Source organism: Stenotrophomonas sp. OVS01A, from assembly GCF_019969775.1.
GTDB lineage: Bacteria > Pseudomonadota > Gammaproteobacteria > Xanthomonadales > Xanthomonadaceae > Stenotrophomonas > Stenotrophomonas indicatrix.
The window spans coordinates 146,129-168,285 of record NZ_JAHXYV010000006.1 but is presented as its reverse complement, the minus strand read 5'-3'; the positions used below and the strand labels follow the sequence as shown (position 1 = coordinate 168,285).

General features: G+C 61.7%; 26 protein-coding genes and 1 pseudogene. 19 read left to right on the top strand and 8 right to left on the bottom strand.

Annotation, left to right across the window (positions count from 1 at the left end; all coding sequences use genetic code 11):
* The first annotated feature begins 7 nt into the window (after positions 1–7).
* Positions 8–1,219, top strand: coding sequence for an AAA family ATPase (locus LC407_RS17970; RefSeq protein WP_317850727.1), 1,212 nt, complete (start codon positions 8–10; stop codon positions 1,217–1,219).
* 64 nt (positions 1,220–1,283) lie between these two features.
* Positions 1,284–2,774: a hypothetical protein gene (locus LC407_RS17965; RefSeq protein WP_223483342.1), complete on the top strand. Its 1,491-nt coding sequence runs from the start codon at positions 1,284–1,286 to the stop codon at positions 2,772–2,774.
* A gap of 242 nt (positions 2,775–3,016) precedes the next feature.
* Here the strand turns inward: LC407_RS17965 and LC407_RS17960 are convergent, their stop codons facing one another.
* Positions 3,017–4,306, bottom strand: a complete 1,290-nt coding sequence (locus LC407_RS17960; RefSeq protein WP_223483341.1) for a DNA cytosine methyltransferase — start codon at positions 4,304–4,306, stop codon at positions 3,017–3,019.
* 309 nt (positions 4,307–4,615) lie between these two features.
* Between LC407_RS17960 and LC407_RS17955 the strand changes: the two genes are divergently transcribed.
* The 3 genes and pseudogenes from LC407_RS17955 to LC407_RS17945 all read left to right on the top strand — a co-directional run bounded on the left by LC407_RS17955 (position 4,616) and on the right by LC407_RS17945 (position 6,349).
* On the top strand, positions 4,616–5,353 hold the full coding sequence (locus tag LC407_RS17955; protein WP_223483340.1) for a hypothetical protein: 738 nt from the start codon (positions 4,616–4,618) through the stop codon (positions 5,351–5,353).
* A 212-nt stretch (positions 5,354–5,565) separates the two neighbouring features.
* Positions 5,566–5,874, top strand: a pseudogene (locus LC407_RS17950) (transposase); the annotation flags it as partial.
* Between the two features lie 106 nt (positions 5,875–5,980).
* The gene (locus LC407_RS17945; RefSeq protein ID WP_223483339.1) at positions 5,981–6,349 is read left to right on the top strand and encodes a hypothetical protein; all 369 of its coding nucleotides are present in this window, start codon (positions 5,981–5,983) and stop codon (positions 6,347–6,349) included.
* A 148-nt stretch (positions 6,350–6,497) separates the two neighbouring features.
* On the opposite strand, the gene LC407_RS17940 is transcribed toward LC407_RS17945, so the two are convergent.
* The 4 genes from LC407_RS17940 to LC407_RS17925 form a co-directional block, all read right to left on the bottom strand.
* Complete coding sequence (locus LC407_RS17940; protein ID WP_223483338.1) at positions 6,498–6,881, bottom strand: hypothetical protein; 384 nt, start codon at positions 6,879–6,881, stop codon at positions 6,498–6,500.
* Positions 6,882–6,933: 52 nt separating this feature from the next.
* A complete protein-coding gene (locus LC407_RS17935) occupies positions 6,934–7,302 on the bottom strand; it encodes a hypothetical protein (RefSeq protein ID WP_223483337.1) in 369 nt (122 codons plus the stop codon).
* Positions 7,303–7,755: 453 nt separating this feature from the next.
* Entirely contained in the window at positions 7,756–8,181 is a 426-nt protein-coding gene (locus tag LC407_RS17930; RefSeq protein ID WP_223483336.1) for a TonB family protein, read from the bottom strand.
* A gap of 91 nt (positions 8,182–8,272) precedes the next feature.
* On the bottom strand, positions 8,273–8,482 hold the full coding sequence (locus LC407_RS17925) for a hypothetical protein (protein WP_223483335.1): 210 nt from the start codon (positions 8,480–8,482) through the stop codon (positions 8,273–8,275).
* Positions 8,483–8,678: 196 nt separating this feature from the next.
* Between LC407_RS17925 and LC407_RS17920 the strand changes: the two genes are divergently transcribed.
* The 8 genes from LC407_RS17920 to LC407_RS17885 all read left to right on the top strand — a co-directional run bounded on the left by LC407_RS17920 (position 8,679) and on the right by LC407_RS17885 (position 16,159).
* The gene (locus tag LC407_RS17920) at positions 8,679–9,317 is read left to right on the top strand and encodes a hypothetical protein (protein ID WP_223483334.1); all 639 of its coding nucleotides are present in this window, start codon (positions 8,679–8,681) and stop codon (positions 9,315–9,317) included.
* Between the two features lie 9 nt (positions 9,318–9,326).
* Positions 9,327–10,265, top strand: coding sequence for an XVIPCD domain-containing protein (locus LC407_RS17915; RefSeq protein ID WP_223483333.1), 939 nt, complete (start codon positions 9,327–9,329; stop codon positions 10,263–10,265).
* A 136-nt stretch (positions 10,266–10,401) separates the two neighbouring features.
* Positions 10,402–11,328 carry an XVIPCD domain-containing protein gene (locus tag LC407_RS17910; RefSeq protein ID WP_223483332.1) on the top strand — a complete coding sequence of 309 codons (927 nt, stop codon included), beginning with the start codon at positions 10,402–10,404 and terminating at the stop codon, positions 11,326–11,328.
* Entirely contained in the window at positions 11,328–11,957 is a 630-nt protein-coding gene (locus LC407_RS17905; RefSeq protein WP_223483331.1) for a hypothetical protein, read from the top strand. Before LC407_RS17910 ends, LC407_RS17905 begins: the two co-directional genes overlap by 1 nt.
* A gap of 3 nt (positions 11,958–11,960) precedes the next feature.
* Positions 11,961–12,974 (top strand): XVIPCD domain-containing protein, encoded by a 1,014-nt coding sequence (locus tag LC407_RS17900; RefSeq protein ID WP_223483330.1) that lies wholly within the window; start codon positions 11,961–11,963, stop codon positions 12,972–12,974.
* 179 nt (positions 12,975–13,153) lie between these two features.
* The gene (locus tag LC407_RS17895; RefSeq protein WP_223483329.1) at positions 13,154–14,302 is read left to right on the top strand and encodes a YncE family protein; all 1,149 of its coding nucleotides are present in this window, start codon (positions 13,154–13,156) and stop codon (positions 14,300–14,302) included.
* 143 nt (positions 14,303–14,445) lie between these two features.
* Positions 14,446–15,021, top strand: a complete 576-nt coding sequence (locus LC407_RS17890) for a hypothetical protein (RefSeq protein ID WP_223483328.1) — start codon at positions 14,446–14,448, stop codon at positions 15,019–15,021.
* A 40-nt stretch (positions 15,022–15,061) separates the two neighbouring features.
* Positions 15,062–16,159 (top strand): hypothetical protein, encoded by a 1,098-nt coding sequence (locus LC407_RS17885; protein ID WP_223483327.1) that lies wholly within the window; start codon positions 15,062–15,064, stop codon positions 16,157–16,159.
* A 47-nt stretch (positions 16,160–16,206) separates the two neighbouring features.
* Here LC407_RS17885 and LC407_RS17880 read toward each other — a convergent pair whose 3' ends face one another.
* On the bottom strand, positions 16,207–16,605 hold the full coding sequence (locus LC407_RS17880; RefSeq protein ID WP_223483326.1) for an XVIPCD domain-containing protein: 399 nt from the start codon (positions 16,603–16,605) through the stop codon (positions 16,207–16,209).
* A gap of 234 nt (positions 16,606–16,839) precedes the next feature.
* Here LC407_RS17880 and LC407_RS17875 point away from each other — a divergent pair, with 234 nt between their 5' ends.
* Entirely contained in the window at positions 16,840–17,298 is a 459-nt protein-coding gene (locus LC407_RS17875) for a hypothetical protein (RefSeq protein ID WP_223483325.1), read from the top strand.
* 22 nt (positions 17,299–17,320) lie between these two features.
* Here the strand turns inward: LC407_RS17875 and LC407_RS17870 are convergent, their stop codons facing one another.
* Positions 17,321–17,800 carry a nuclear transport factor 2 family protein gene (locus LC407_RS17870; protein WP_223483324.1) on the bottom strand — a complete coding sequence of 160 codons (480 nt, stop codon included), beginning with the start codon at positions 17,798–17,800 and terminating at the stop codon, positions 17,321–17,323.
* Between the two features lie 229 nt (positions 17,801–18,029).
* Here LC407_RS17870 and LC407_RS17865 point away from each other — a divergent pair, with 229 nt between their 5' ends.
* Together LC407_RS17865 and LC407_RS17860 are read left to right on the top strand one after the other, a co-directional pair.
* Positions 18,030–18,842: an alpha/beta hydrolase gene (locus tag LC407_RS17865; protein WP_025879208.1), complete on the top strand. Its 813-nt coding sequence runs from the start codon at positions 18,030–18,032 to the stop codon at positions 18,840–18,842.
* Positions 18,843–18,866: 24 nt separating this feature from the next.
* Positions 18,867–19,037 (top strand): hypothetical protein, encoded by a 171-nt coding sequence (locus LC407_RS17860; protein WP_099782623.1) that lies wholly within the window; start codon positions 18,867–18,869, stop codon positions 19,035–19,037.
* A gap of 4 nt (positions 19,038–19,041) precedes the next feature.
* On the opposite strand, the gene LC407_RS17855 is transcribed toward LC407_RS17860, so the two are convergent.
* A complete protein-coding gene (locus LC407_RS17855) occupies positions 19,042–19,758 on the bottom strand; it encodes a hypothetical protein (RefSeq protein ID WP_223483323.1) in 717 nt (238 codons plus the stop codon).
* Positions 19,759–19,850: 92 nt separating this feature from the next.
* Here LC407_RS17855 and LC407_RS17850 point away from each other — a divergent pair, with 92 nt between their 5' ends.
* From LC407_RS17850 to LC407_RS17840, 3 genes are all read left to right on the top strand, one after another.
* A complete protein-coding gene (locus LC407_RS17850) occupies positions 19,851–20,495 on the top strand; it encodes a hypothetical protein (protein WP_223483322.1) in 645 nt (214 codons plus the stop codon).
* 56 nt (positions 20,496–20,551) lie between these two features.
* Positions 20,552–21,097, top strand: a complete 546-nt coding sequence (locus tag LC407_RS17845) for an RNA 2'-phosphotransferase (protein WP_223483321.1) — start codon at positions 20,552–20,554, stop codon at positions 21,095–21,097.
* A gap of 88 nt (positions 21,098–21,185) precedes the next feature.
* Positions 21,186–22,154, top strand: coding sequence for a polysaccharide deacetylase family protein (locus LC407_RS17840; protein ID WP_223483320.1), 969 nt, complete (start codon positions 21,186–21,188; stop codon positions 22,152–22,154).
* The last annotated feature ends 3 nt before the right edge of the window (positions 22,155–22,157 follow it).

Here is a 22,157-nt window from a genome sequence, read left to right as displayed (position 1 = left end):
AGTAGGGATGCTAATGCGATTTCCTAAACTGACGGATCTCGATGCGGAACAAATGCGGATCTACAGCGGTGCCCCACCGACGGGGTCCGTGATCGTCGTTGGTCCTCCCGGAACGGGGAAGACCGTGATGGCATTTCATCGAGCGGCGTACCTCGAAGCGCGAGGCAAGTTGCAGCCAAACAAAGCGATGGTTCCGCGTGTACTTATGTATAGCAAGGTTCTCTCGACTTATACTGCTGGAAGAGACGGAGTCGCGCCCACGGTCGCCACTAGTACGCTCCATAAGTGGGTGTACGAATGGTGGAGATTGATGTTTGGGCGAAAGCCGCCGCCGCACTGTGCGGACGATGCGTACGCATTCAATTGGACGTCAATCGTCACTCAGGTGCTAATCTCGTCTGGCATGCTGCAGAGGCGTCAGCATTGGGGTCATCTGATAATTGATGAGGGTCAGGACTTTCCGCCTGATATGTATAGAGCGTTATCTGCCATTAGTTCTGCCATGGTCGAGGAAGATATCGACGCGAGGCCGGCGATCACTGTATTTGCGGACGAGAATCAACGCCTTTCCGAGACGAGGAACTCAACCATTCAAGAGATTGAGACCGCGTTGTCACTTCCTGAAGGCCGTAGGTATGCGCTCAAGCGGAACTACAGAAATACATTGCAGATCGCGGCCTTTGTGCGTCACTTCTACGTGGGGTTGCCGTCTGGAATTCCTGATCTTCCTGTTCGTGTGGGCACAGCGAAGCCAAAGGTCGTTCTTGCTCGCTCTGGAATCGAAGTGGCGAGGCGCAGAATAGCCCTCTATGCAAAGAATAATCCTGACAAGGATGTAGGGGTAATATGCATGGCGGACTCGGTCAGGCGCAGGTGCTTCAATAGTTTGTGCACCAGACTGGCAGGGTCCAATATTGTGGTTCAGACTTACTCAAACAAAGAGAGAGAGGAGCATCCACCTGAGGCTCTGAAGTTCGACTGTGGGGGCTCCGTTACCGTGCTGAATGCGCAGAGTGCGAAGGGTTTGGAGTTTGATTCAGTATTCGTGATAGATCCACTTGTCGATGCTGGTGGTGCGAGCCTTCAGCAGGCCAGAATGCAGCTGTACGTTACTGCGTCCAGGCCGAGGGACTATCTAGAGCTAATTCTGATGAATCCTCCTGACGATTATTTGAATCTCCTCCCGGAATCAGAAACGTATGACTTCATCGAAGAGTAATCCCCGTGCGCGGCCGCGTCGCAAGGTCGCCTCACGATACGTTCCAGTGCATCAGGATGAGTTGATGCTGGCGTTTGCACGTGGCTTCTTTGAAGTAAGGGGGGGCGGTCCCTCGTCAGGGCGTGTGGCCGCTAAAGATCTCGTTACTGTGCGGGAGGGCAGGGATTGGGGGGCGGTCTTCTTGCTGGAGTTGGATGGCGGTGCGGGTCTTAGTTCGAATCCGCGCCCAAGCAACTGCATCTTCGCTGATCAGGTGGTCTCGGTTGTGGCACCAAGCGATGAGGCGCTAGTCGACGTGCTCGCTCGCATCGAGGCCTTCGACGACACCATCGCCGACCTAGTCCCCATGAGGGTGGAGTCAACGATGTTTCCATCAGGCGAACTACCTCTCGCCGATAGTGGTGCAGGAGAGTACGAGTGTTCGACAGGTGATTTCATCGCGGCAGAGCCTCTAGTTCTGGACAAGCTCGGTGGAGCATATGCTCTCATAAGGGCGCACTTAGAGAGTTTGGAGCGGTCTCCTTCCGAGTTGCACCGAATGCTTAAGTTCGAGGCTGCGCGATCGCAGGCTCTGGGCGATGCGCCTGGTGCCTTTGCGTCCCATGTTTACCGCCTAGTCCGCCCGTCCGTAGGCGAGGCGGATGACCTGAGAATTTTTGTGGCCGCGGCGTGTAGTCTTCTAACGGCATCGACTGCGCGAGGACTAGATGCGACTTCCTTCGTTCGAGGTCTAGCCATTGGGGACGGCGAAGGAGCTGTAAGCATCGCGGCATTCCTGACTGTCTTGGAAAAAGTCTTCGACAACCGGATCGAGTTGGTCGACGCTATGGTCGATGACTCCGGTGGCATTGGTCAGCGCGCACTGTTGATCTTTTTGCTCGCGCCTACACCGGAGAAGCTCAGAAGGTGGGTGAAGGCTCGCACTGTTGGCCCTCAGGTTGCGTTGCTCGCGAGCGTGCTCTCGGGCCTTTACGCAGGCTTCGGTGGGCTGTCTCGTGGAGAGAAAGGGGCGTCGCGCGAGCAGGCGGTGGCTCATGTGGCTGCCGCCAGGCTCTCCATAAATGGCGAAGTTAAGGGTCTTGAGTTGACTTCCGCGTGGGACCAGAGTGGTGTCCGCACTGAGACCCTGTTTGCGGCGTCGCTTCCTCTAATGCGTGGGAAGGGTGCGACGGACTTGCAGAAGAGGGCGGTGCTGGAGGCCCTTGCTGGCAACAGTTTGCAGCCAGCTGTTGATCCGGAGAGTGGAGACATCCGTGTGACTTTTGGAGGCTGTCCAATGGTTGCGGTGATTAAGTATGCCCGTTCCTCTTTGGTGCTTGGGGGCGTTGAGGTATACGAAGTTGTAGTTGAGGGTCGTCAACCTAGAAGAGGGGCTCTGACAAGGGATGTTCTAGAGAGATTATTGGATGAATCAAGTCGGCCCGTCGTGGCGTGCCTAACCCCGATTAAAGGTAGAGTGTTGCTAAGAGTTGAGGTGCAATCCGCATCACTCCTCGTGGAAGCGCTGAATGCAATAGGGGTCGTATCGTCCGCGTTGTCTCTCACGGCCGTGTAGCCGAAGTCAGGACAGGGTTCCCCAGATCGTCCCACACGCGTCCGTCGTCAGAGCTCCTGCCCGCCTCGATCTGTTAGATGTGTGGGTTGATCGCCAAACTGACGTTGAGTGCCGCCTTGTGCAAGCAAGGCGGAAGGCGCTAGTCGGGGTGCGTCGTGGTGGGTTCTCGCCTGACTTCCCTGCTAGATGGGGAGGCGATCTTCATCAGACCGGAAGAGCTGTCGAACGAGGAGGCTGACCCGTTAGGCGGTGAGGACTGAGCCTCGCCTAATTATTCCCGCTAAATGCTCCCCGATTGCTTTCGCCATTGGCACCGGTACGGCATTTCCAATCTGGGTGTATTTCGGAAGCTCTCGCTCATGAATGCCCTCCAGAGGGTTTCCGGCCCGCTTGATGCCGCCGGTTGTTCGTTTACCTTTGAACTGGTACCAGTCAGGGAATCCTTGAAGTCTTGCCCATTCGCGAACAGTGAGTGTGCGGGGCTGCTCGAAGTGGACATAGTCGTCAGGTAGGGAGGTGGCGGTCACGGTTGGCCCTTTCTCGGTCCATTCCTTAGGCAGTACGCGCTGGGCGAACTTCTTCGTTGACTCAAAAGAGTTGCCTTTGAGCATTGCGTCAAACTTCATAAGCACGGGAGGGCTGTGCTTGCTGTAATCATGCTCCGACACCGGGTCGCCCTGCCGAGCAATGGTGAGACCGTCATGAGAGCGGCGCAGCTCGATCTGCGTTTCACTAAATGCCTGACAGGGATACGCAGCTGTCGACCCGCCGTTCTGGTAATAGGGATCAACCAGGTCGCCAAGGAGTTCAACAATTGATGGCGCACGCGACACATCCCCGGCGGGAAGGAACCCGCTGGATATCCCAGTGCCATCTATGGCGTCAACATCTCTCTTGCTTGTGACCCCTCCCGCTATGTCGCTCCTAATTCCCACAAGTACTACGCGCGGTCTGTTCTGACAGACTCCGTAGTTTCTCGCATACACCAGCTCCGCAGCGAGCTTATAATCACCAATTCCGGCGAAAGCCTTCTTGACGTCCTTCCATATCTCCCCAGGTTCGCCGTAATACGTCCACTTCCCAGTAAGCAGGCCGCGCACGTTCTCGAAGACGAATGCTTTTGGACGCAGCCTGTCGATAATTCGAGCCATGTCCTTGTAAAGGTGGTTTGATGGAACATCCTCTTTGGCTACTGCGTAGGATCGGCGATGTCCTATGCCCGAGAAGCCCTGACAAGGGGGGCCCCCCACGATGAGATCAATCTCCCCGTGATCTAGGCCAAACTCTGACAGGATGTCTCTTTGGAGCTTGTCGAGCGTTTCCCGCCTCGTGATTCTTCTCGCATCCGCCGAACTAAAGCGATTGAGCCACTTCTCTCTGTCGAGGCCTTCTGAGAACCAGCTGTGCTTTGCCTTTCGATTGGAAATATAGGTCGCACGAGCGTCGTTGTTAATTTCATTAACATAGATTGGCGTGAACCCCGCCTGCTCGAGCCCCAATCCAAATCCGCCACAACCGGCGAAAAGGTCCATCACGCTCAAAAATTCTTCTTTCAATGAGCTTCCCCAGTCTCGCCAACCATCTGTGCAGGTAAAGGTATTTTCTATGCAACCCCCTAGTTTACGCTACTCACGGCGGGTTTCAATGGGCCTGAAGGGGGGGCGACGGCCATCATGGCAGGAAACCTGTGGATGCACCAGGTGAGGCGACCGTTCCGGTAAGATGGACCAATAGATGGTGTCAGCTTGTGGCTGGATCCACTGGGTAATGTTCCATGCCATGAGCATCCGCTTCGAACGGGGTGAGTCGAAGTTCTGGCTTGGCGGGGCAAGGGAAAGGGGATGGATCAAGTTAAGGATTACTCTGACGAAAGGTTGTTCTCGGGATGCGTCTACTGTGGAATGGCAGTTGAGACAAGGGAGCATGTACCCTCAAAGGTATTCCTTGACATTCCTTATCCGGAGAACCTTCCGGTAGTTGGGTCATGCAAAGAGTGCAACGAGGGCTTTTCCAGAGACGAGCAATACGTGGCTTGTCTAATTGAAGTTGTAAGGGTGGGAAGCTCGGATCCGAGTGACATGCGAAGGCAGTTGATTGCAGCGACGCTTGCAAGGTCCGCGCGTCTGCGAGCGCTTATTGACGGAGGGCGCTCGGAGCAAGCAGGGCTCATTCAGTACTCTTTTGACCGCGAGCGACTGAGTCGCGTATTGGTTAAACTCGCAAAAGGACACGCATGCTTCGAGCTTGCGGCTTGGAATCTTGGTGAGCCTGAGGAAGTGTGGTGGGCACCCATGATGTCTCTAGTTGATTCCGAACGTGAGGCGTTCGATGCACCCCACGTAGTTGAGACTTTCGGTGAGATTGGGTCTAGGGCTGTCAGTCGAATGATGGTTATTCAACCAACCTTGACTTCGAGCACTGGTGAGATGATTCAGCCATTTCCTCCTCTGGTGATATCCGATTGGCTGGATGTGCAAGAAAACAGATACCGATTTCTGGCTGTTGATAGTGGAGGGCATGTGGTCGTTTCTATTGCGATAGGCGAGTACCTAGCTGCTCGAGTTAGATGGAAGAAGTGATGCCTCGGTCGAGTATTTGTATTGCGTTCAGTTTGCGCAGATTAGATGCCTGAGTTGTTAGCATCTGATGGGGCGGACGTCATCCCGATTTTGAGTGGCACGGCGATTTGGAGTTCAATCCCCAACGAGACGGAGATTGGACGTGGAGAGGCGCTTTTCCGAAGAGCAGATCATCGGCTTCCTGCGTGGGGCAGAGGCCGGCATGGCGGTGAAAGACCTGCAACGGCAAGGAGTTCTGCGGCAAGACGATGGTGGCTTGGGTCTACGAGCGAGGCGTGCAGTTGCGCTTGATCCAGCCAGGCAAGCCGAGTCAGAACGCCTACATCGAGAGTCTCGACGGCCGTTTGGGCGACGAATGTCTCAACGAGCACTGGTTTCCCACTCTGCTGCACGACCGGACCGAGATCGAAACCTGGCGGCGGGAATACAACGAGGGGCGACCGAAGAAGATCCTGGACGGCCTCACACCTGCCGCCTATGCCCAACAGTTGGCGGCCAAAGCCGCTACGATGAAATCTTGACTCTAAAGAGCCCCGCTACTGGCTACTGAAAGCGGAGGGCGTCGCAGACGTGCTATAACTGCCAAGCTATAGCAGCATTCGGACAATGGAGTGGGGGCACCTTGTAATGAGTTTGTCTTATGAGTCTTGGATCCACAATCTTATGGAGCGGATTGTGGAACTGGTTGGGTTGGGCGCGGCCCAGTCCGCGCTGGCGGAGTGCGAGGCCTCCTTGAAGCAGGAGTTCGGTAAGGGCGATCTTGAAAGCGCTGGCATTATTTTCTTAAAGAAATTAGTAACGCACGACCTTGATCTTCAGATTGGGAAGAGGCGTGGTGAGGGCTCCTCGGAAAGTCAACTAGCATATGAGTTTGGTGTGTCGAAGGAGGAGGCGCGCAAAGCCTGGTCAAGGGGGTTTAAGAAGCAGGCGCTGGTTCTCGCATGGTTTCGTGGTCAGGATATCGACTTTTCGGCCTCATTTGATTTCAGATCCTGACCTCTAGTGGTTGTATTTCTTTCGCATCTCGAAGGTTTGGGCACCAGCAGCATCCCCGGATTCGGGGATGTTTTGTCGTCGCTGGCAAGTCCTAAAGGCACGGCAGGCATGCATGCCCCAAATGACTCGCCTTTGCTGATTGCGCAGATCAGCTTCGCCGCTCCCAATCCGTCCCCGCCCGTATCCGCCATTGCTGCTGCAAATCCTGCAATTTCGGAACCCGCTCCGCCGAATGTCCAGCAACCGCCGTCAGCACTAGTTGCATCGAGGAGTTGTCCACCATCATCACCGGTTCCCCGTCAGCCCACACCTCAAAGTACCCCTCGCCCTCATTCCTCGGACTCACCACCAGCCCTTGGCTATCGCGTGCCTCGGCAAACGCCTTGCCCTCCTTCTGAATAAGCCTGAACTCAGCATCCGACAATCTGCGGTAGACCTTCACCTCCAGCGTCGCCTGGGGAAGGCAGTGGTCCGAGATCGCCGGGGCCATCAACATGAGCGCGGTGGTGACAACAAAGGGCGGCACCCTCATGTGGCGCGCTACGGCAGCACCGCCGCATCACGCCAGGCTCTTCGCGTAGGTACTATCCCCGCACCTGCAATCGCTCAGCCACCTGCGCAGTCAACGCCACACAAGCCATCTTCAACCCTTCCATCATCCGATCCCCCAGATACTCCTCGGGCGCGCCATTCTGCCGCGTGCGCTCCGCAGCCAACATCAGCTCCGCCACCACGCGCAGCCCAGCCAACGCGCAGTCCGCATCCGCCAGCTCAAGACAACGCCCAGGCAGTTGATGCCGCTCCGGCCAAGGCTGACCGTCCGCCGCCGCACCAGTGCCGATGCGGTGCAGCGTGGCAACGAAGGTGTTGGGGTCGCTGGACGATTCGCGCTCGACTTCAGTGTTGGCCGGGTCGTGCTGCGCATGGAGAGAGCGGAATTCCGATGTGTTCATGGCAATGCTCCGTACAGGGACAGATAGCAGCGCCACCAATAATGGCGGCGGACGGTGCGTGGCTCGAAAACCGGTGAGTGTCAGACCGGCGGGTCCGAAGACCCCCACGCACCGCCCGCCATGGAACGCGAACGGATTGCCAGCCGGCGCCACACAAAAGTGACGCCGGCTGGCAAGCGCATACATCTGACACTCAGGCGGGTTTTCGAGTCCCGCGCCACCCATTTTTCGGTGGCACGCCAAGAGATACCCGCGCAGCTGCCAAATGCCAAGAAACTGCAGAACTGACGATTGCCAGTCCTGACGCATTCGGGATTGTCGCACACGGTGTTAAGCCGGCAGGCGATTGCGCCGCAACGGTCTTGAAGGGCTTGGCGCTATTGGCCCCAGACGCAGGCTGCCCACAGCCAGTCCCACGGAGTAGGACCAATTACGACAGATTGGATCAGCGGTTCAGCCGGGCTGCGCCTCGGCCGTGGGCACGAAGGTCAGACGGACCCGAACCCGCGCATGCAGCGCGACGCCCCCAACCACAACCGGTTCGAAGCGCCACTTGTCCACGGCGGTAAAGGCCGCACGATCAATCTCCCGCAGTCCGCTGGACCGCGCCACCATCACGTTGGAAACGTGGCCCAGCTCATCCAATTGAGCAACCAAAAGCACCTCCATGGGAACCTGCAGCAAGGTATCGGGCGGCGTGGCAGGGGCCGTTGAATACACAACGGCGGGCGCCTGCGGTAGCTCGAAGGTGGGGTTGTCACCGCGCTCTACGAACACCTCAGTGGAAACCTGCGGGTCTGCCGCCAAGGCCATGGCAGGTGTAGCGCCCAGCAGCATCAGAACAAGGTTCAGTGCCAGAGCGGTGTTCGAACGGGGCATGCTTGGTTTCCATTCCGGTGCGCTGCCAGCATAGCGGCCATCCCCAGGCAGCGCTTGCCTTGAACGCCGGCGTGCCGGACTGCTGCACGGCTCACACAGGCATGCCCGGCCGTGGCCACAGCGCGTCGTCGCGCTCCAGGTCGTAGTCGCTGCCGAACGCCAGTGCTGCTTCGCGCGGCGGGAGGTCTGCATAGCAGCTCAGCAGATACTCATCGATGCCGGCATCGCTATGGTCGATGGCGAACAGGTGGAGGAGCTCTTTGTCGAAGGCTTCCAGCCATGTGGGATCGATCTGGGTCATGGTGATCCTCCAGTGGGGGAGGGGAGGATGGCTGAAGTGCGTCTCAAGACATGGGATGTGAATTCGACTTACTGCGGGCCCGGCGGTAACCGTCCGCTCTGTAGTGACAGTCGTCGTAGATTGCTTTTAGGCCAGGGTGTATAAGAAGGCCTGGTGAAAACACACCTATCAATCAAGGCTGACGCGAGGATGGACGATGCTGCGACTGGGACGACGGATGCTGGGAGCCGGCGCATGCTTTGCTTTTCTTCTGCTGATCGCTTGCCAGGCACAGACTTCCCCGCCGCGATCTGAGACTTCTTCAAGTGCTGCACAGAACAATGTGCCACTTGTCAGGCCGCTTACTCTGACGTCAATGGCCGAGCCCATGGTCGTAGAGTTCAATCTGGAGCCGCCCGGTAGAAGCGCCAGTCCAACCCTCTTGATTGCTGTACGCGTAAGTGGGGAAGATGGTGCCGTAGCGATGGAGCGGGCCTTGATGATTCGAAGCGCTGGTCTGCCTGCACGCGTACACCTTATTCAACTTGGAGAAATGGGTGACGCAAATGCTCCACTCGTCCGTGTTGAGCAGCAGCTGGGATCGGCCGCCACTCTCGTGCCGATCAACGCTGATGGACAGGTTTCAATGGTCTGGCTTGATGACGTGGACGACACTTCACTTGAAGCGGCAGGTCTGTCCAATCCGCAGGGGCACTACAAGCAGCTGGCGATGGCATGGGGCCAGAACCTCTCTCCGGGCAGGTACCGCCTTAGTGTGGAATTACTTGACCCACCGGTACATCTCGCGCCGATCCCGGCAGAATTGATGGTCGCCTACAAGCACAAGTCGAAATAGGAGCGATTCATGGACGAACGATATCGCGTGACAATTTACGTTGCGGCGCCAGGAACCCCACTGTTGGAGGGCGGAACATCTACCGCGGGCCACGTCTACTACACGGTGGACAATGGCCGTGAGAGCACTAGCTATGGTTTTGCGCCGAAGGAGCACGGGGCGACGACTGGTCCCGGCAAGGTTTATGACTCTGACGCGCGGGAATACCAGAACCCCTTTTACCAACGAACGCTCGAAATCTCGAAAGATCAGTACGAAAAGCTACAGGAATTTGGTGCAGCGCCGGACAAGCACGGGTTCAATACGCAGTATCACGGGCTCAACAACAGTTGTATTGATTTCACCTGGGGTGCACTGAATCATGCGGGGCTCCATCGCACCAATGCACTGTTCATGCAGGACAAGGATTTCCAAGGTGGCCTCAAGCCACTCACCAATGTCGAGTACATCCGCAGCATCCGCGCACCGTTTCCCGATAGTGAGTTGAACAGCGAGCATTACAACAAGATGCCGGAGCGAACCCTGAAGCAACGCCTCATCAGCGATGAGCAATTGCCAGGCAACGATCGCGAGATGCTCGATGCCATCCGCAAGGGCGTAGCGGGCATTGATGAGAGGCACGGCCGGGCCTACGACGAGACTAGTGAGCGCATCTCGGTGGGGTTGCTGGCCACCGCCAAGGAAAATGGGCTGGAGCGCGTCGATCATGTTGTACTGGGCAATACCCCCGCTGATGGCTCAGCACAGCGGCTATTCGTCGTGCAGGGCGAGCTCAACGATCCTGCGCATGTGCGAGCCTCTATGACGGCAGAGGAAGCAGCCCGAACGCCAGTGGAGCAGTCGTTCGCCAAGGTCGAGCAGATTTCGCAAAGCCAGCAGGAGCGCGCCTTGGCGGTACAGCAGGAGCCCGTGCTGGAACAGAGCCGGGCGCCCATGCAAATGGGCTGACCCGGGCCGAGTACTGCATGGTAGATCACAGTTTCGGGGGCTTCGGCCCCTGTGCTGCTTTTCTCTCCACCTGCCCGCGAACCCACCTATGCGATCATCCGGCCAGGACCGCAGTACCCAACAAGGCTGAGCAGGCATGGAGCAAGCAACACGCTACACGGTAACCCTCTTTCTGGCCGCGCCCGGCACCCCGCTGAACAGCGGCGGCAGCTCACCGCGCGGCCACATGTATTTCCAGACCGCCGCCGGCGAGGAAGCACACAGCTACGGCTTCGCACCGCCGCGCCTGCCGACCGATGAGACCGCTGCCGGTGTGCAGTACGCCGAGGTCGTACACGACGACGCCGACGAGCACCGCGACCCGTATTACAGCCGCACCCTGGAAATCAGCGAGGAGCACTACGGCTGCCTGCGCGATTTCGCCGAGGAGCCGGCCGAGTTCGGCTTCGATGTCGATCGCCCGGCCACCATCAACCGCTGCAGCGATTTCGTCTGGGCCGCGCTGCACTATGCTGGCCTGCATTCGCAGCCAGCACCGCTGGACGGCGGCAGCAACCTGGGCGAGTTTGCGGTGCTGTTCAACCTGCCGGAAATCCAGTGCATTGCGGCGCCATTCCCGGCCAGCGAGCTGAATGGCGAACAGCACCACCCGATGCCCGAACGCGAGGCCGAGCTGCACCGCGAAGGCGGTCGCCCGAGCGACGAGCCGCCGCCCAGCCCGATGGAAGTGGCCGGCACGCTGCTGGACCCCTCGCACCCGGATCACCGGCTGTTCGCGCAGCTGATCCAGAAGGTGGCCGAGCTGGACGCCGCACACGGGCGCACCTTCGACGACACCAGCCAGCGCATCAGCGCCAGCCTGCTGGTGTTGGCCAAGCAGAACAACCTCTCCCGCGTGGACCACGTGCTGCTCAGCCGGCCTACCAAGAGCAGCCACGAGGCCGAGAGCATCTTCATCGTGCAGGGTGACCGCGATGACCCGGGGCATCGCCGCGCGAGCATCGCTACCGAGGTGGCGGCACAGACCGATGTGGCCGATTCGCTGCGGTTGAAGGAGCAGTGATGCGGGTGGTGCTTGCGGTTGTTGCATCTGCGGCGCTTGCCTTGTTGGTGGGCTGCGGTAGCGACTCACCGCCGGCTGACGTGCCGAAGCTTTTGACCCGGGCTGAGGCCGAGGCACGTACCGTGGTGCCATTCACGCGAGGCGTGCGGTTGGACAAGGCGGGGCGCATCGTGGATGTCACCTTTGAGGCGCCGGCGGTGGTCGACCCGCAGATGTCCTGGCTGAAGCTCGGGTTGAGAATGCAGGGGGCTGAGCAGAAGGCTGTATCGGAAGCTGCTGAACGCCTCAGGCGCGCGGAGTTTCAGACGCGTATTCACTTGGAGCGCGTGGACATGGCAAAGCCGTCGCCCATACCGCTTTCAAGGTCGTCCGATGATGGCCGCGGCTGGCAAAGGCTTCCTCAGGATGGCCGCGTCGAACGTTTGTTCCAAGACAGCGTGGACGCCTATCCCTTGGTGCAGGCCGGGCTCCAGTCGGAGGATATGTTCTATGAGGTTCTGCAGATCGCCGATGCAGGTTTGATTGATCCGGGTCGGTATCGCGTTACCGTTGATATTGTCGAAGATCGCCCTGAGTTCGAGGGGATGCAGGTCGAGTTCATCGCCGCGTATTACTCGCTAGGAAAGTAAATCATGCAGGATGCAGCAGAGCGTTACACCGTCACCATACATCTTGCGGCGCCGGGCACGCCCCGCCGCGGCATGCGGGGCGGTGAGTGGATTGATCTGGAAGACTCCGATGTCGGCCATATGTATCTGTCCCTCAACCGTGTCGGCGAGAAGGCAGATCCGCTGAGTTTTGGCTTTACCCGCAAGATCGAGCCAGATGGCAGCAGTCACGGCTCGGTGGACGCCAATGATGTGAGGGTCTACCAGGACCCCCGCTACCAGCGAACGATCGAGATCAGCAACGAGCAGTACAACAAGATCATCGAGTTCGCGAAAGATCCCGCGAAGCACGGCTTCGATGCAAAGAACTACAACCTCGCCTCCAACTCCTGCGTGGACTTCGCCTGGGGCGCCTTGAACCACGCCGGTATTCACGGCAACACCATTTTCGGTGAGTTCAAGACGTACGAAGGTACGTTGAAGGTGCTGGACAACATCGGACCGGTGCAGAGCATCCGGCCACAAGTGAAAGGCAGCGAGCTGGATCGGGAAGAATGGAAGCCGATGCCCGTGCAGACCAATGCGATACAGCGGTGGTCCACGGACGCCAGTGACCCAGCCCGCGCGGATGCACTGGCCTGGACCGGTACGCCGGGCGACCCCAACCACGCCGACAATCCCCGACTGAATCAGATCCACGAGCGCGTGGTTGCCATGAATGCCTTCGGCGCCCAGAACGGCAACGTCAGCGCCAGCCTTCTGGCGCTCTCCAAGGAGCAGCAGTTCACGCGCGTAGACGATGTGCTGCTCGGCGAGCGCCGTGGCGATGCCGCCCCCAACCTCTTCATCGTGCAGGGCGATCGCAGCGACCCGGCGCATCAGCGCGCCAGTCTGCCGGCAGACGTCGCCGCGCAGACGCCGGTGGCAGCCTCGTTCGAGCGCATCGAGCAATTGGCGCAGGCACAGCCGCAGCGGGATGCCCAGCGTCAACAGGAAGAGCAGCAGCTGGCCCAGACCCACGCCCCGCGCATGGCGTAGGCGCCCAACACCGAACAGCGCGTCCGCCAGGCATCCGCAGGCGGACGCCACGGCCCCTACCTGCTACCATTCCCGCGCTACCCAGCCAGCCCACCCCGCGCAGACAGATGCAGGGCCGGGCCGTCGAAGAACGGCCCCGCGAGCCAGGACACCCTCCGTGCCCATTGAAGGACGCTCGCATGATCCGCAATTCCCTTTTCCGTTCGGCTGCGCTGGCCGTCGCCGTGTCGCTGAGCCTCGGTGCTCCGACCGCCTTCGCCGCTGAAGCCGCCGCTGCCACCAGCCCCGCCACCGCCGTGCAGCGCCAGGCCATCGCCCAGGGCCTGTATGAGCTGGCTTACAGCCCCAAGCAGAACGCCGTGTTCGTTGCCTCGTCCGGTGGCTTCGGTGACAACGCCGGCCCGGCCCAGGTGCTGCGCCTGAACCCGACCACGTTGGCCGTGGAAACCCGCATCCCGCTGGAGCGCAAGGCGTTCGGCGTGGTGCTGGATGACGCCCACGACCGCCTGTACGTGGGCAACACCGTGGACCTGTCGGTGACCGTGGTCGATACCGCACAGAACAAGGCCATCGGCACCGTGCAGCTGATGGAGAAGAAGACCGGCAAGGACGGCAAGGCCGCCTACACCCACGACCTGCGCGAGCTGGTGGTCGACAGTGCCGCCAACCGCCTGTACGTGACCGGCCACAGCAGCCAGCCGGATGTGAGCAGCGTGCTGTTCGTGATCGATACCAACACCCTGAAGGTGATCAACACCATTCCGGGCCTGGGCAACGCCAAGGCGCCGGGCTTGGCGCTGGATGCCGCCAACAAGCGCGTGTACACCAGCAATCTGCTGGCCGATCTGGTGGTGGTCGGCACCGACTCCAACAAGGTCGAAGCCCAGCACAAGATTGCCGCCGAGCAGCCGATGAACATCGCGCTGGACCCGGCCGGCAAGCGCCTGTTCGTGACCGACCAGGGCTCGGAAATGCTGCGTGGCTACCAAGCCAAGAGCAGCGGGCTGGTCAGCAAGCACCCGGGCCAGCGCGTGCTGGTGCTCGACCGCAGCAATGGCAAGGAACTGGCCAGCATCCCGACCGACGCCGGTCCGCTGGGCATCCTGCTGGATGCACCGCGCAAGCGCCTGTACGTGACCAACCGCGAAGCCGGGACGGTGACCGCGTACAACAGCGACAGCTACCAGAAGGTGGCCACCTACGCCGTGCCGACGCACCCGAACAGCCTGGCGCTGGATGCCAGGAACAACGTGCTGTACGTGAGCATCAAGAACGGCGAGAAGGATGCCAAGGGCTCGGACGAGAGCGTGGCGCGTATCCAGCTGTAAGGGATGGTGCCGGGTCATGCCCGGCAGCTGGCTGCTGGAAAAGGGCAGGGCTTTTTGCCCTGCCTTTTTCTTTGCCCGGTTGCGGCCCCCACCGCCAACCCGCTAGGGTTGAAACCCATGGCAGGGAGCCAAAGGATCTGAACATGCTGGGTATCCACCGCTGGCTGCGCGTCGGCCTGTTGATCATCTTGAGCACCGTGCTGGGTGCCTGTTCCAGCCGCATCCCGGAGCCACCCGAACCACTGGAACTGACGCAGCCGATTACGTTGGATCGGCCCGGCCAGGAGATGCGGTTCGAGTTCGAGACGAATGCGCGCAATTTCGATCCAGGCCGCACCTATGCGCTGGAGCTTGAGGTGCAGCGGCAAGGCGGGCGCGAGAACGGCGAACCGGACATGCGCAGGTTGAATCTTCCCTTTGAGGTGTCACTGCAGCGATGGGGCGCAGGTGCCTGGCAGGACGTCCCCACCCATGACAGCTACCAGGCACTCGCGCTCAACGCGGGGAAGCCGCTTCCTGCATGGCACGCATCCAATGCCTGGCGCTATGCAGCGTTGAGCGCGGGCAGCGGTGGCCAGTATCGATGGAGCATCGTTGCCCTGCCGTTGGATCTTGATGCCCGTTACCGGCTGGATGTGCGCACGGTTCAGCCCAGCGCCGAGTTGAAGCACTATTCGGCTCGTTTGAAGGTCCACGCCGCCCGCCCGGTTGGAAAGTAGTCAGCACCTCACCCTCGGAAGGAACTGAAGGAGCCACCTTATGGATAAGCCGCGCTATACCGTAGAGATCGTCATCGCCGCACCTGGCACGCCTCTGATGGACCCGAAGACCGGTCGACAGGAGGTCCTTGACGGTGTTCCGCAGACATCCTCTCCAGGTCATATGTTCTATGTCCTGCATGCATCAGGCCAGCCCGCGAAGAGTTTCGGGTTCGCGCCCAAGGTACACGGAAGCATCAACGGGCCCGGTGACATCATGCCGGATGACGCAGATGTCTATAAAGACCCACGCTACACCCGCACCCTCGAGATAAGCGAAGAGCAATACAAGAAGCTTGAGGCCTTCGGCTCGGATCCGGAGAAATTCGGCTTCAGCAAGCACTACGAGGACGTGCGCCACAACTGCGTGGACTTCACCTGGGAAGCGCTGAACCACGCTGGCATCGAGCGGAAAAGAAGTATCGACGTGAATGCTTTTGGAGGTCCCGCAGGGCAGCTCTTTCCGGATGTCCGCATTCCCCTGGACAGCAAGGGCGCGGGCAAGGACGGTTTTCGCCCGCTGCGCAACATCCACGGCGTGGACAGCATCGAGCCGCCGTTCCCGAACAGCGATCTCAATCGTACGAAGACCAATCCGATGCCCGAGCGCACGTGGAAGCATCGCTTGCTGAGCGAGAACGACGACATCGGTGAGCGCAGCGGTGAGCGGTTGGCCAACGACGCACGTGTGCCGGGTGACACATTGCATCCGCTGGACCAGCGGGTGCGTGCGGCGCTGGGGGACGCGGCCGAGCGCCAAGGGTTGCCGCCGGGACAGCAGCCCGAGCTGTTGGCGGGCCACCTGACGCGATTGGCGGTGCAGGGTGGCTACACCGAACGCGATACCTTGCAGGTGGCCTTCAGCAGTGGCGGTGCGGTGGATTCGCCGGGCTATGTCTTCCTGCAGCGCACGGGCGACACCGCCTCACCGGACCCTGCAGCGAACCGCCAGCGTCTTTCGCTGGCCGATGCCCAGCAGGGCACGGTGGAAGAGGTGTACCAGCAAGCCAGCGTGCAGCATCAGGGCCGCGAGGCCAGCCGCGTCGCGCAGGAAGATCAGCTGCAGCAGACGCAGCACGCTCAGCCGCGCATGGGCTGATACCGGCCCATGCGACAGGCGCCGATGGCATCGACGCCTGACGGCATTCATCCCATGCGATGCGCAGGGTTCTGCTGCTGATCCTGCGCCTGTGCATCCAGCGTCTGCTGCTCGGCCTGCACTGGCTGCTGTCCGCCCAGCCCCAGCTTCTGCAGTGACTGCTCGGCCGGCGTCTGCGCGGCCACGGCGGTCGGCAGCATCGCCCGCAGGTGCGCCGGGTTGGCCGGGTCGCCCTGTACCACGAAGATGTTGTGCCCGGCCGGGAGGTTGGCCGTGGCGTTGCTCACCACCACGTGGTCGGCGCGTTCCAGACCCTGTTCGCGGGCTTTGACGGCCAGGCTGGCGGCCACGTTCTCGCTGGTGGCGTCGAACGCACGGCCGTGCTTCTCGTCCAGTGCGGCTACGTTCTGGCGGATCTGCTGGTGCAGGGAATCATCAGGGGTCATTGGGGGCTCCATGTGGCCGCTACCGTGTGGCCGGATGTAGCCAGTGTAAAGCGGTCGTGGGCTGCGCCGGTAACCGCTTTGTTGCTAGCCTGTGGCCCGGGGTGCAGGGGATGGCGCCCGGCTGCAATGGGATGGAGGGAGAGGGTGGTGCACGGGGAGACAAACCGGATACGGGGGCAGGCAGCTGCGCGGTTGCTGCTGGGCGTGGGGCTGTGGGTCTGCGCAGGTATTGCGGTGGCTGACACGCCCGTGGCGGCGGACGATCCCGCTTGCCCTTCGCAGGACTTCACCCATTTCCTGCAACGCTTCGCCGACCCGGCCGATGACCGGGTGCGCCTGCGCTATACCTCGGACCCACTGGAGTACGAGGTGCCGATGCACACCGTGCGTGACGACCACGAGGGATTGGCGCCCACGCACGTCGTGCTGGAGCAGGGTGCCGCGCGGTTGAAACGTTTCAACTACCGCTACCTGGCCGCGTTCAATCTGTTCGTGCCTTCGCCGGTAAGCCGCGATCCGGCCGCGCTGGAGCGCATGCGCGCCGGCGCCTACAACGCGCCCACACGCATCGAAGCGATCGATGACAACGGGCAGCGCGTGACCTTCGGCAGCGACGCCGAGCGCGATACCTACACCTTCGCGCGCCGCTACGGCTGCTGGATGCTGACGCGCGCCAGCAACCTGCGCGATTGAGCGGGCGCTGCGGCGGTGATGTCTATTTGTCTGCCGGGCGGTGGTCGTAACTAATCACCCGCTCGGCCTGCCATCGGCCATCCACGCGGCGCCAGACCTGGATGAAACGGGCCTGGCCGGTCCAGCGTTCAACGCCATCGGCGCCGCGCTCATGGAAGCGGTGATCGCCCATTTCCAGGGCGCGATCGTCCTGCAGCGGAAAGACCTGCAGTGAGCTCTCCACCAGCTCGCGCCGCAGGTGCCAGCCCCCCTTGCGCGCGTTGTCGCACAGGCTGGCCACGCTGCGGCGGAAGTCCTCGCGGCTGTTGGCGGACTTGCCGTCCTTGTCATGGAAGAACTCCATGTCTTCGGTGGTCATCGCGGCGGCCCTGTCGGCATCGCAGGCATCGAAGGCCACGGCGAACAGCTGCGTGTCGGCCGCGCGGATCTGCTCGCGCAGGGTGTCGCTGGCGGGGGAGGTGCCGGCGACGGCGGCGGCGAGCAGGGGCAGGGCGAGCAGCATGGCGTGGCTCCATTGAGGACCGGCGCAGACTGGCATGGGCGATGGCGCACGGTAAGCGGGGCATGACGAAACCGGTGCAGGGCCCGACCAATGCCGTGCTGGCGGGTGCGAACCGATGTACCGGCTGACCGGTGCCCGTGTACGCGATGTCATGGCCTGAGCCGGATCCATCACGGGCGGCTCCGGTGCGATTGCCTAGGCTGGGTTCCTCTTTCCCCCGGGAGTTCCCATGGCTACCTCCTCCGTCCGACTGCACATTGAAGATACCGGCGGCACCGGCCGCCCGGTCATCTTGATCCATGGCTGGCCGCTGTCTGCCGAATCCTGGAAGGCGCAGGTGCCGCTGCTGCGCGATGCCGGTTACCGGGTGATCAGTTACGACCGTCGCGGCTTCGGGCGCTCGGACAAGCCCGCCGATGGCTACGAGTACGACACCTTGGCCGCTGACCTGGCCGGCCTGATCGACGAACGCGACCTGCGCGATGTCACCCTGGTCGGCTTCTCGATGGGCGGTGGCGAAGTGGCGCGCTACATCGCCAACCATGGTGAAGACCGCCTGCACAGCGTGGTGTTCGCTGCGGCCGTGCCGCCGTACCTGTTGAAGGGCGCGGACAATCCCGAAGGGCCGCTGACCCAGGAAAAGGCGGATGAGATGCGCCAGGGGCTGGAGAAGGACCGGGAGTCGTTCTTCGACGGCTTTACCCGCGATTTCTTCAGTGCCGACGGCAAGCTGATGGTCACCGAGGACGAGCGCCAGGCCGCCATCGCGCTTGCCCATCAATCTGACCAGACCGCTGCGCTGGGGTGCATGAAGGCGTTCGCCACCACCGATTTCCGTGCGGACCTGAAGAAGGTGACCGTACCGACGCTGGTGCTGCACGGTGACAGCGATGCGACGGTGCCGTTCGAAGGTTCGGGCAAGCGCACGCATGCGGCCATCGCCGGCAGCGAGGTGGTGGTGCTGAAGAATGCACCTCATGGCTGCAATACCAGCCACGCCGATGACTTCAATCTGGCGTTGCTGGAATTCCTGAAGAAGTAACACCGACTACGGCATCATCCGCACATGCCCACTGCCCGCACGCCGCCCTGGAAGAAGCCCAACCCGAAGGGCCAGAAGACGCAGCCGCTGACGGAGGCGCAGAAGGCGGCGGCGCGGCAGCGGGCAGAGGAGAACGGGCGCCGTTACCCGAACCTGGTGGACAACATGTGGGCGGCGAAACTGCCGCGCGGTTGAAGCCTTACTGGCTGTTGCGCCCCGGCCACGGCTGCCAACCCCATTCCCGCCATGGCGCGACGGTGTGCGGCTGTATCGTCAGCGTAACGTTGGACGATGCGCTGCACTTGTACAGTGCGTCGCGCAGCAGGGCCGCATCCACCGGCTGCGCCGTGGCCACCTGCAGCAGCGTGCCGCGGTGCCGCACCTGCACCGGCAGCACTCCGTGCACCTCGACCAGATTGCCGGTACGGGCTCTGCGGTAGCGCATGGTGATGGGGCGGACAGTGCGGTGCAGCACAGGTGCGCAGGCGTCCAGCAGGTGCAGCTGCTGCTGCATGGGCGCGCGGACCTCGATGACGGTGGAGGGATATCCCAAGGTGCTCTCGACCAGCACCTGGAAGCGGGGGCCATCGGGCATCAGGTAGACGGTCAGGCCCACCGTGCCGATGAACGCCATTGCCGCGAGCAGGACCCAGCTGCGCGGCACCTTGGGCGGCTGGGTGAAGCGCTGCAGGCGCGGTCTGCGCCGAAGCATGCGGCGATAGCGGCGCTGTGCAGCGGGGCTGGGCAGCAGGCTGTCATCCGGCAGTGCAATCACGCGCGGCGGAAGGCGGGCCAGCCGCGCATTGATCACGCGTGCGCCAAGCATCGCAACCAACCCGCCAAGCAGAACCGGCAGCAGGGTACGCACGAGCAGATACAGCCCTACCATCGCCAGCTCTCCTGAAGGAGTGGACATGATCGCGCATCCTCCAGGGTCGTGTCGCATCTGCCAGCCGACAGCGGCCGTTGGCTTGGCTAGCATGCGCGTCACTCGCTGGGACTACGTCGATGACCGCCTTCACTGCCCGCCTCGGACGCTTCTTTGGCGCCGGCCTGATGTTGTTGCTGCTGCAGGTGCTGGCGCTGCTGTCGGTGGGCTTGGCCGCAGGCCATTTCCACCAGCGCGTGGCCCTGCTGCTGGAGCCCCTGTCTTTGGCCTGCGGCGGTGCCGATCCTGCTGCCCGGATGCTGGTTGCCGAGCAGCTGTTGGCACGTGCCGGCGCGCTGGACGACTGGCAGCCGCTGTGCTGGCTGCCGATGGCAACGCTGGTGCTGGCCCTGCTGGGTACGCTGCTGGTCTGCGTGCACTGGCTGCGCTATGTAGATGCACCGCTGCGCCGCAGCGCTTGGGGCCTGCTTGCCCTGCATGCGGCGGCGCTGCTGCTGGCGAGCGTGATGCTTCGACTGTATGAGCACGTGTGGGCGGGCATCACCACTGCGCTGCCTGCAGCATGCATGACAGACCTGACACCAGACGGACATGCGCTCCCGTCCTCGATACGGCGATGGCTGTTGCAGATCTTCGCCAGGGGCGACCTGATGCCGCCGCACGCACCTGATGCGCTGGCCATCATCCTGTGCGGACTGCTGATGGCAGCGATGGTGGTCGGCCTGTGGCTGTGGCGCACTACCTCTCAGCTGAGCCGGTTCTGAAGCTGGCGCGGGCCGCTGACTGGCACCAACTGGCGCTTTTGCGGCACGCTATGCAGATGAATACGGAAACTTCATTCAAGCAGACCAGCAAGTTCCTCAGCCTGGTGCTGCGCCATGAACCCGCGAAAATCGGGTTGAACCTGGACGGCCAGGGCTGGGCCAACGTCGACGAACTGCTGCAGAAGCTGGCTGCACACGGGCAGGCGCTCGACCGTGGCGGACTGCAGCACATCGTGGCGAGCTGCAACAAGCAACGCTTTGCACTGAGCGATGATGGCCAGCGTATCCGCGCAAACCAGGGGCATTCGGTCGCGGTCGATCTTGGACTGGTGCCGGTGGCGCCGCCGCAGTGGCTGTACCACGGCACGGTGCCGCGCTTCGTCGGCTCGATCCGCGAGCAGGGCCTGCGTGCGGGCGAGCGCCATCACGTGCATCTGTCACTGGACCGGGAGACGGCCCACCAGGTCGGTGCTCGCCGCGGTGCGCCGGTGATCCTCAGCGTGCATGCCGGGCGCATGCATGCCGATGGGCACGTATTCCACCGCTCGGCCAATGGTGTCTGGTTGACCGACCACGTGCCGCCGCAGTACATCGCCGACTGACCCGCTCTGGCGCTGCGGCCGGGTCCACACTCGGCGGCAAGGGCCAATCGCGTTACAGTCGCTGCATCCTGGTCCCATGGATGTACCGATGCGTCTGTTCCTGCGTGCGTTGCCGTTGCTGTTGTTGTCATTGACTGTCCACGCTGCCGAAGTCGATCGGCGCATCGCGGTGACCATCGACGATCTGCCGTGGGCGCGCCTGGATGAGATCGTGCCGGCCGATCTGCAGGCACGCCATGCCGCACTGATGGCGCAGCTGCGCCAGGCCGATGTGCCGGTGGTGGGCTTCGTCAACGAAAACAAGCTGGAAGTGGATGGCCAGGTGCAGCCGGCGCGCGTGCAGATGCTGCGCGACTGGTTGGATGCCGGCTACGAACTCGGCAACCACACCTGGTCGCACATGGACCTCAACGCCAAAGGCGTAGCGGCATTCCAGCAGGACTTCCTGCGCGGCGAGCAGGTGCTGCGGCCGCTGCTGGCCGAGCGTGGGCAGACGCCGCAATGGATGCGCCACCCTTACCTGCGTGCGGGCCGTACGCCGGAAGACCGCGTGGCGATGGACGTGTTCTTCAAGCAGCACGGCTACCGCGTTGCGCCGGTGACGGTCGACAACGGTGAGTGGGTATGGGCCTTCGCCTATGCCAACGTGATGAACGAGCAGCCCGATTCACCGCAGCGCGAGGCGACGCTGGCGAGCCTGCGCAAGGGCTATGTGCCTTACATGCTGAACAAGGTGGATTACTACGAGCAGCAGTCACAGGCGCTGCTGGGGTATGCGGTGCCGCAGGTGTGGCTGATGCATGCCAACGAGCTCAACGCGGCGACGTTCGCCGAGCTGGTGGCGGCCACCAAGCGCCGTGGCTATCGCTTCGTGTCGCTGCAAGAAGCCGTGCGCGACCCCGCCTATGCGCGCGGCGCCGAGGGCTACAGTGGTCGCTATGGGCCGAGCTGGCTGCACCGCTGGGCGATGGCCGAGAACAAGCCCAAGGCGTTTTACGCCGGCGAGCCGGAAGTACCGAAGTGGGTGATGAAGCTGGCCAAGGTGGAAGGCGAGTGAGCC

Coding starts and splice junctions, on each gene's coding strand:
- LC407_RS17970 (WP_317850727.1), top strand. CDS start 8: ATGCTAATGCGATTTCCTAAACTGACGGATCTCGATGCGGAACAAATG.
- LC407_RS17965 (WP_223483342.1), top strand. CDS start 1,284: ATGCTGGCGTTTGCACGTGGCTTCTTTGAAGTAAGGGGGGGCGGTCCC.
- LC407_RS17960 (WP_223483341.1), bottom strand. CDS start 4,306: ATGGACCTTTTCGCCGGTTGTGGCGGATTTGGATTGGGGCTCGAGCAG.
- LC407_RS17955 (WP_223483340.1), top strand. CDS start 4,616: ATGGATCAAGTTAAGGATTACTCTGACGAAAGGTTGTTCTCGGGATGC.
- LC407_RS17945 (WP_223483339.1), top strand. CDS start 5,981: ATGAGTTTGTCTTATGAGTCTTGGATCCACAATCTTATGGAGCGGATT.
- LC407_RS17940 (WP_223483338.1), bottom strand. CDS start 6,881: ATGAGGGTGCCGCCCTTTGTTGTCACCACCGCGCTCATGTTGATGGCC.
- LC407_RS17935 (WP_223483337.1), bottom strand. CDS start 7,302: ATGAACACATCGGAATTCCGCTCTCTCCATGCGCAGCACGACCCGGCC.
- LC407_RS17930 (WP_223483336.1), bottom strand. CDS start 8,181: ATGCCCCGTTCGAACACCGCTCTGGCACTGAACCTTGTTCTGATGCTG.
- LC407_RS17925 (WP_223483335.1), bottom strand. CDS start 8,482: ATGACCCAGATCGATCCCACATGGCTGGAAGCCTTCGACAAAGAGCTC.
- LC407_RS17920 (WP_223483334.1), top strand. CDS start 8,679: ATGCTGCGACTGGGACGACGGATGCTGGGAGCCGGCGCATGCTTTGCT.
- LC407_RS17915 (WP_223483333.1), top strand. CDS start 9,327: ATGGACGAACGATATCGCGTGACAATTTACGTTGCGGCGCCAGGAACC.
- LC407_RS17910 (WP_223483332.1), top strand. CDS start 10,402: ATGGAGCAAGCAACACGCTACACGGTAACCCTCTTTCTGGCCGCGCCC.
- LC407_RS17905 (WP_223483331.1), top strand. CDS start 11,328: ATGCGGGTGGTGCTTGCGGTTGTTGCATCTGCGGCGCTTGCCTTGTTG.
- LC407_RS17900 (WP_223483330.1), top strand. CDS start 11,961: ATGCAGGATGCAGCAGAGCGTTACACCGTCACCATACATCTTGCGGCG.
- LC407_RS17895 (WP_223483329.1), top strand. CDS start 13,154: ATGATCCGCAATTCCCTTTTCCGTTCGGCTGCGCTGGCCGTCGCCGTG.
- LC407_RS17890 (WP_223483328.1), top strand. CDS start 14,446: ATGCTGGGTATCCACCGCTGGCTGCGCGTCGGCCTGTTGATCATCTTG.
- LC407_RS17885 (WP_223483327.1), top strand. CDS start 15,062: ATGGATAAGCCGCGCTATACCGTAGAGATCGTCATCGCCGCACCTGGC.
- LC407_RS17880 (WP_223483326.1), bottom strand. CDS start 16,605: ATGACCCCTGATGATTCCCTGCACCAGCAGATCCGCCAGAACGTAGCC.
- LC407_RS17870 (WP_223483324.1), bottom strand. CDS start 17,800: ATGCTGCTCGCCCTGCCCCTGCTCGCCGCCGCCGTCGCCGGCACCTCC.
- LC407_RS17865 (WP_025879208.1), top strand. CDS start 18,030: ATGGCTACCTCCTCCGTCCGACTGCACATTGAAGATACCGGCGGCACC.
- LC407_RS17860 (WP_099782623.1), top strand. CDS start 18,867: ATGCCCACTGCCCGCACGCCGCCCTGGAAGAAGCCCAACCCGAAGGGC.
- LC407_RS17855 (WP_223483323.1), bottom strand. CDS start 19,758: ATGTCCACTCCTTCAGGAGAGCTGGCGATGGTAGGGCTGTATCTGCTC.
- LC407_RS17850 (WP_223483322.1), top strand. CDS start 19,851: ATGACCGCCTTCACTGCCCGCCTCGGACGCTTCTTTGGCGCCGGCCTG.
- LC407_RS17845 (WP_223483321.1), top strand. CDS start 20,552: ATGAATACGGAAACTTCATTCAAGCAGACCAGCAAGTTCCTCAGCCTG.
- LC407_RS17840 (WP_223483320.1), top strand. CDS start 21,186: ATGCGTCTGTTCCTGCGTGCGTTGCCGTTGCTGTTGTTGTCATTGACT.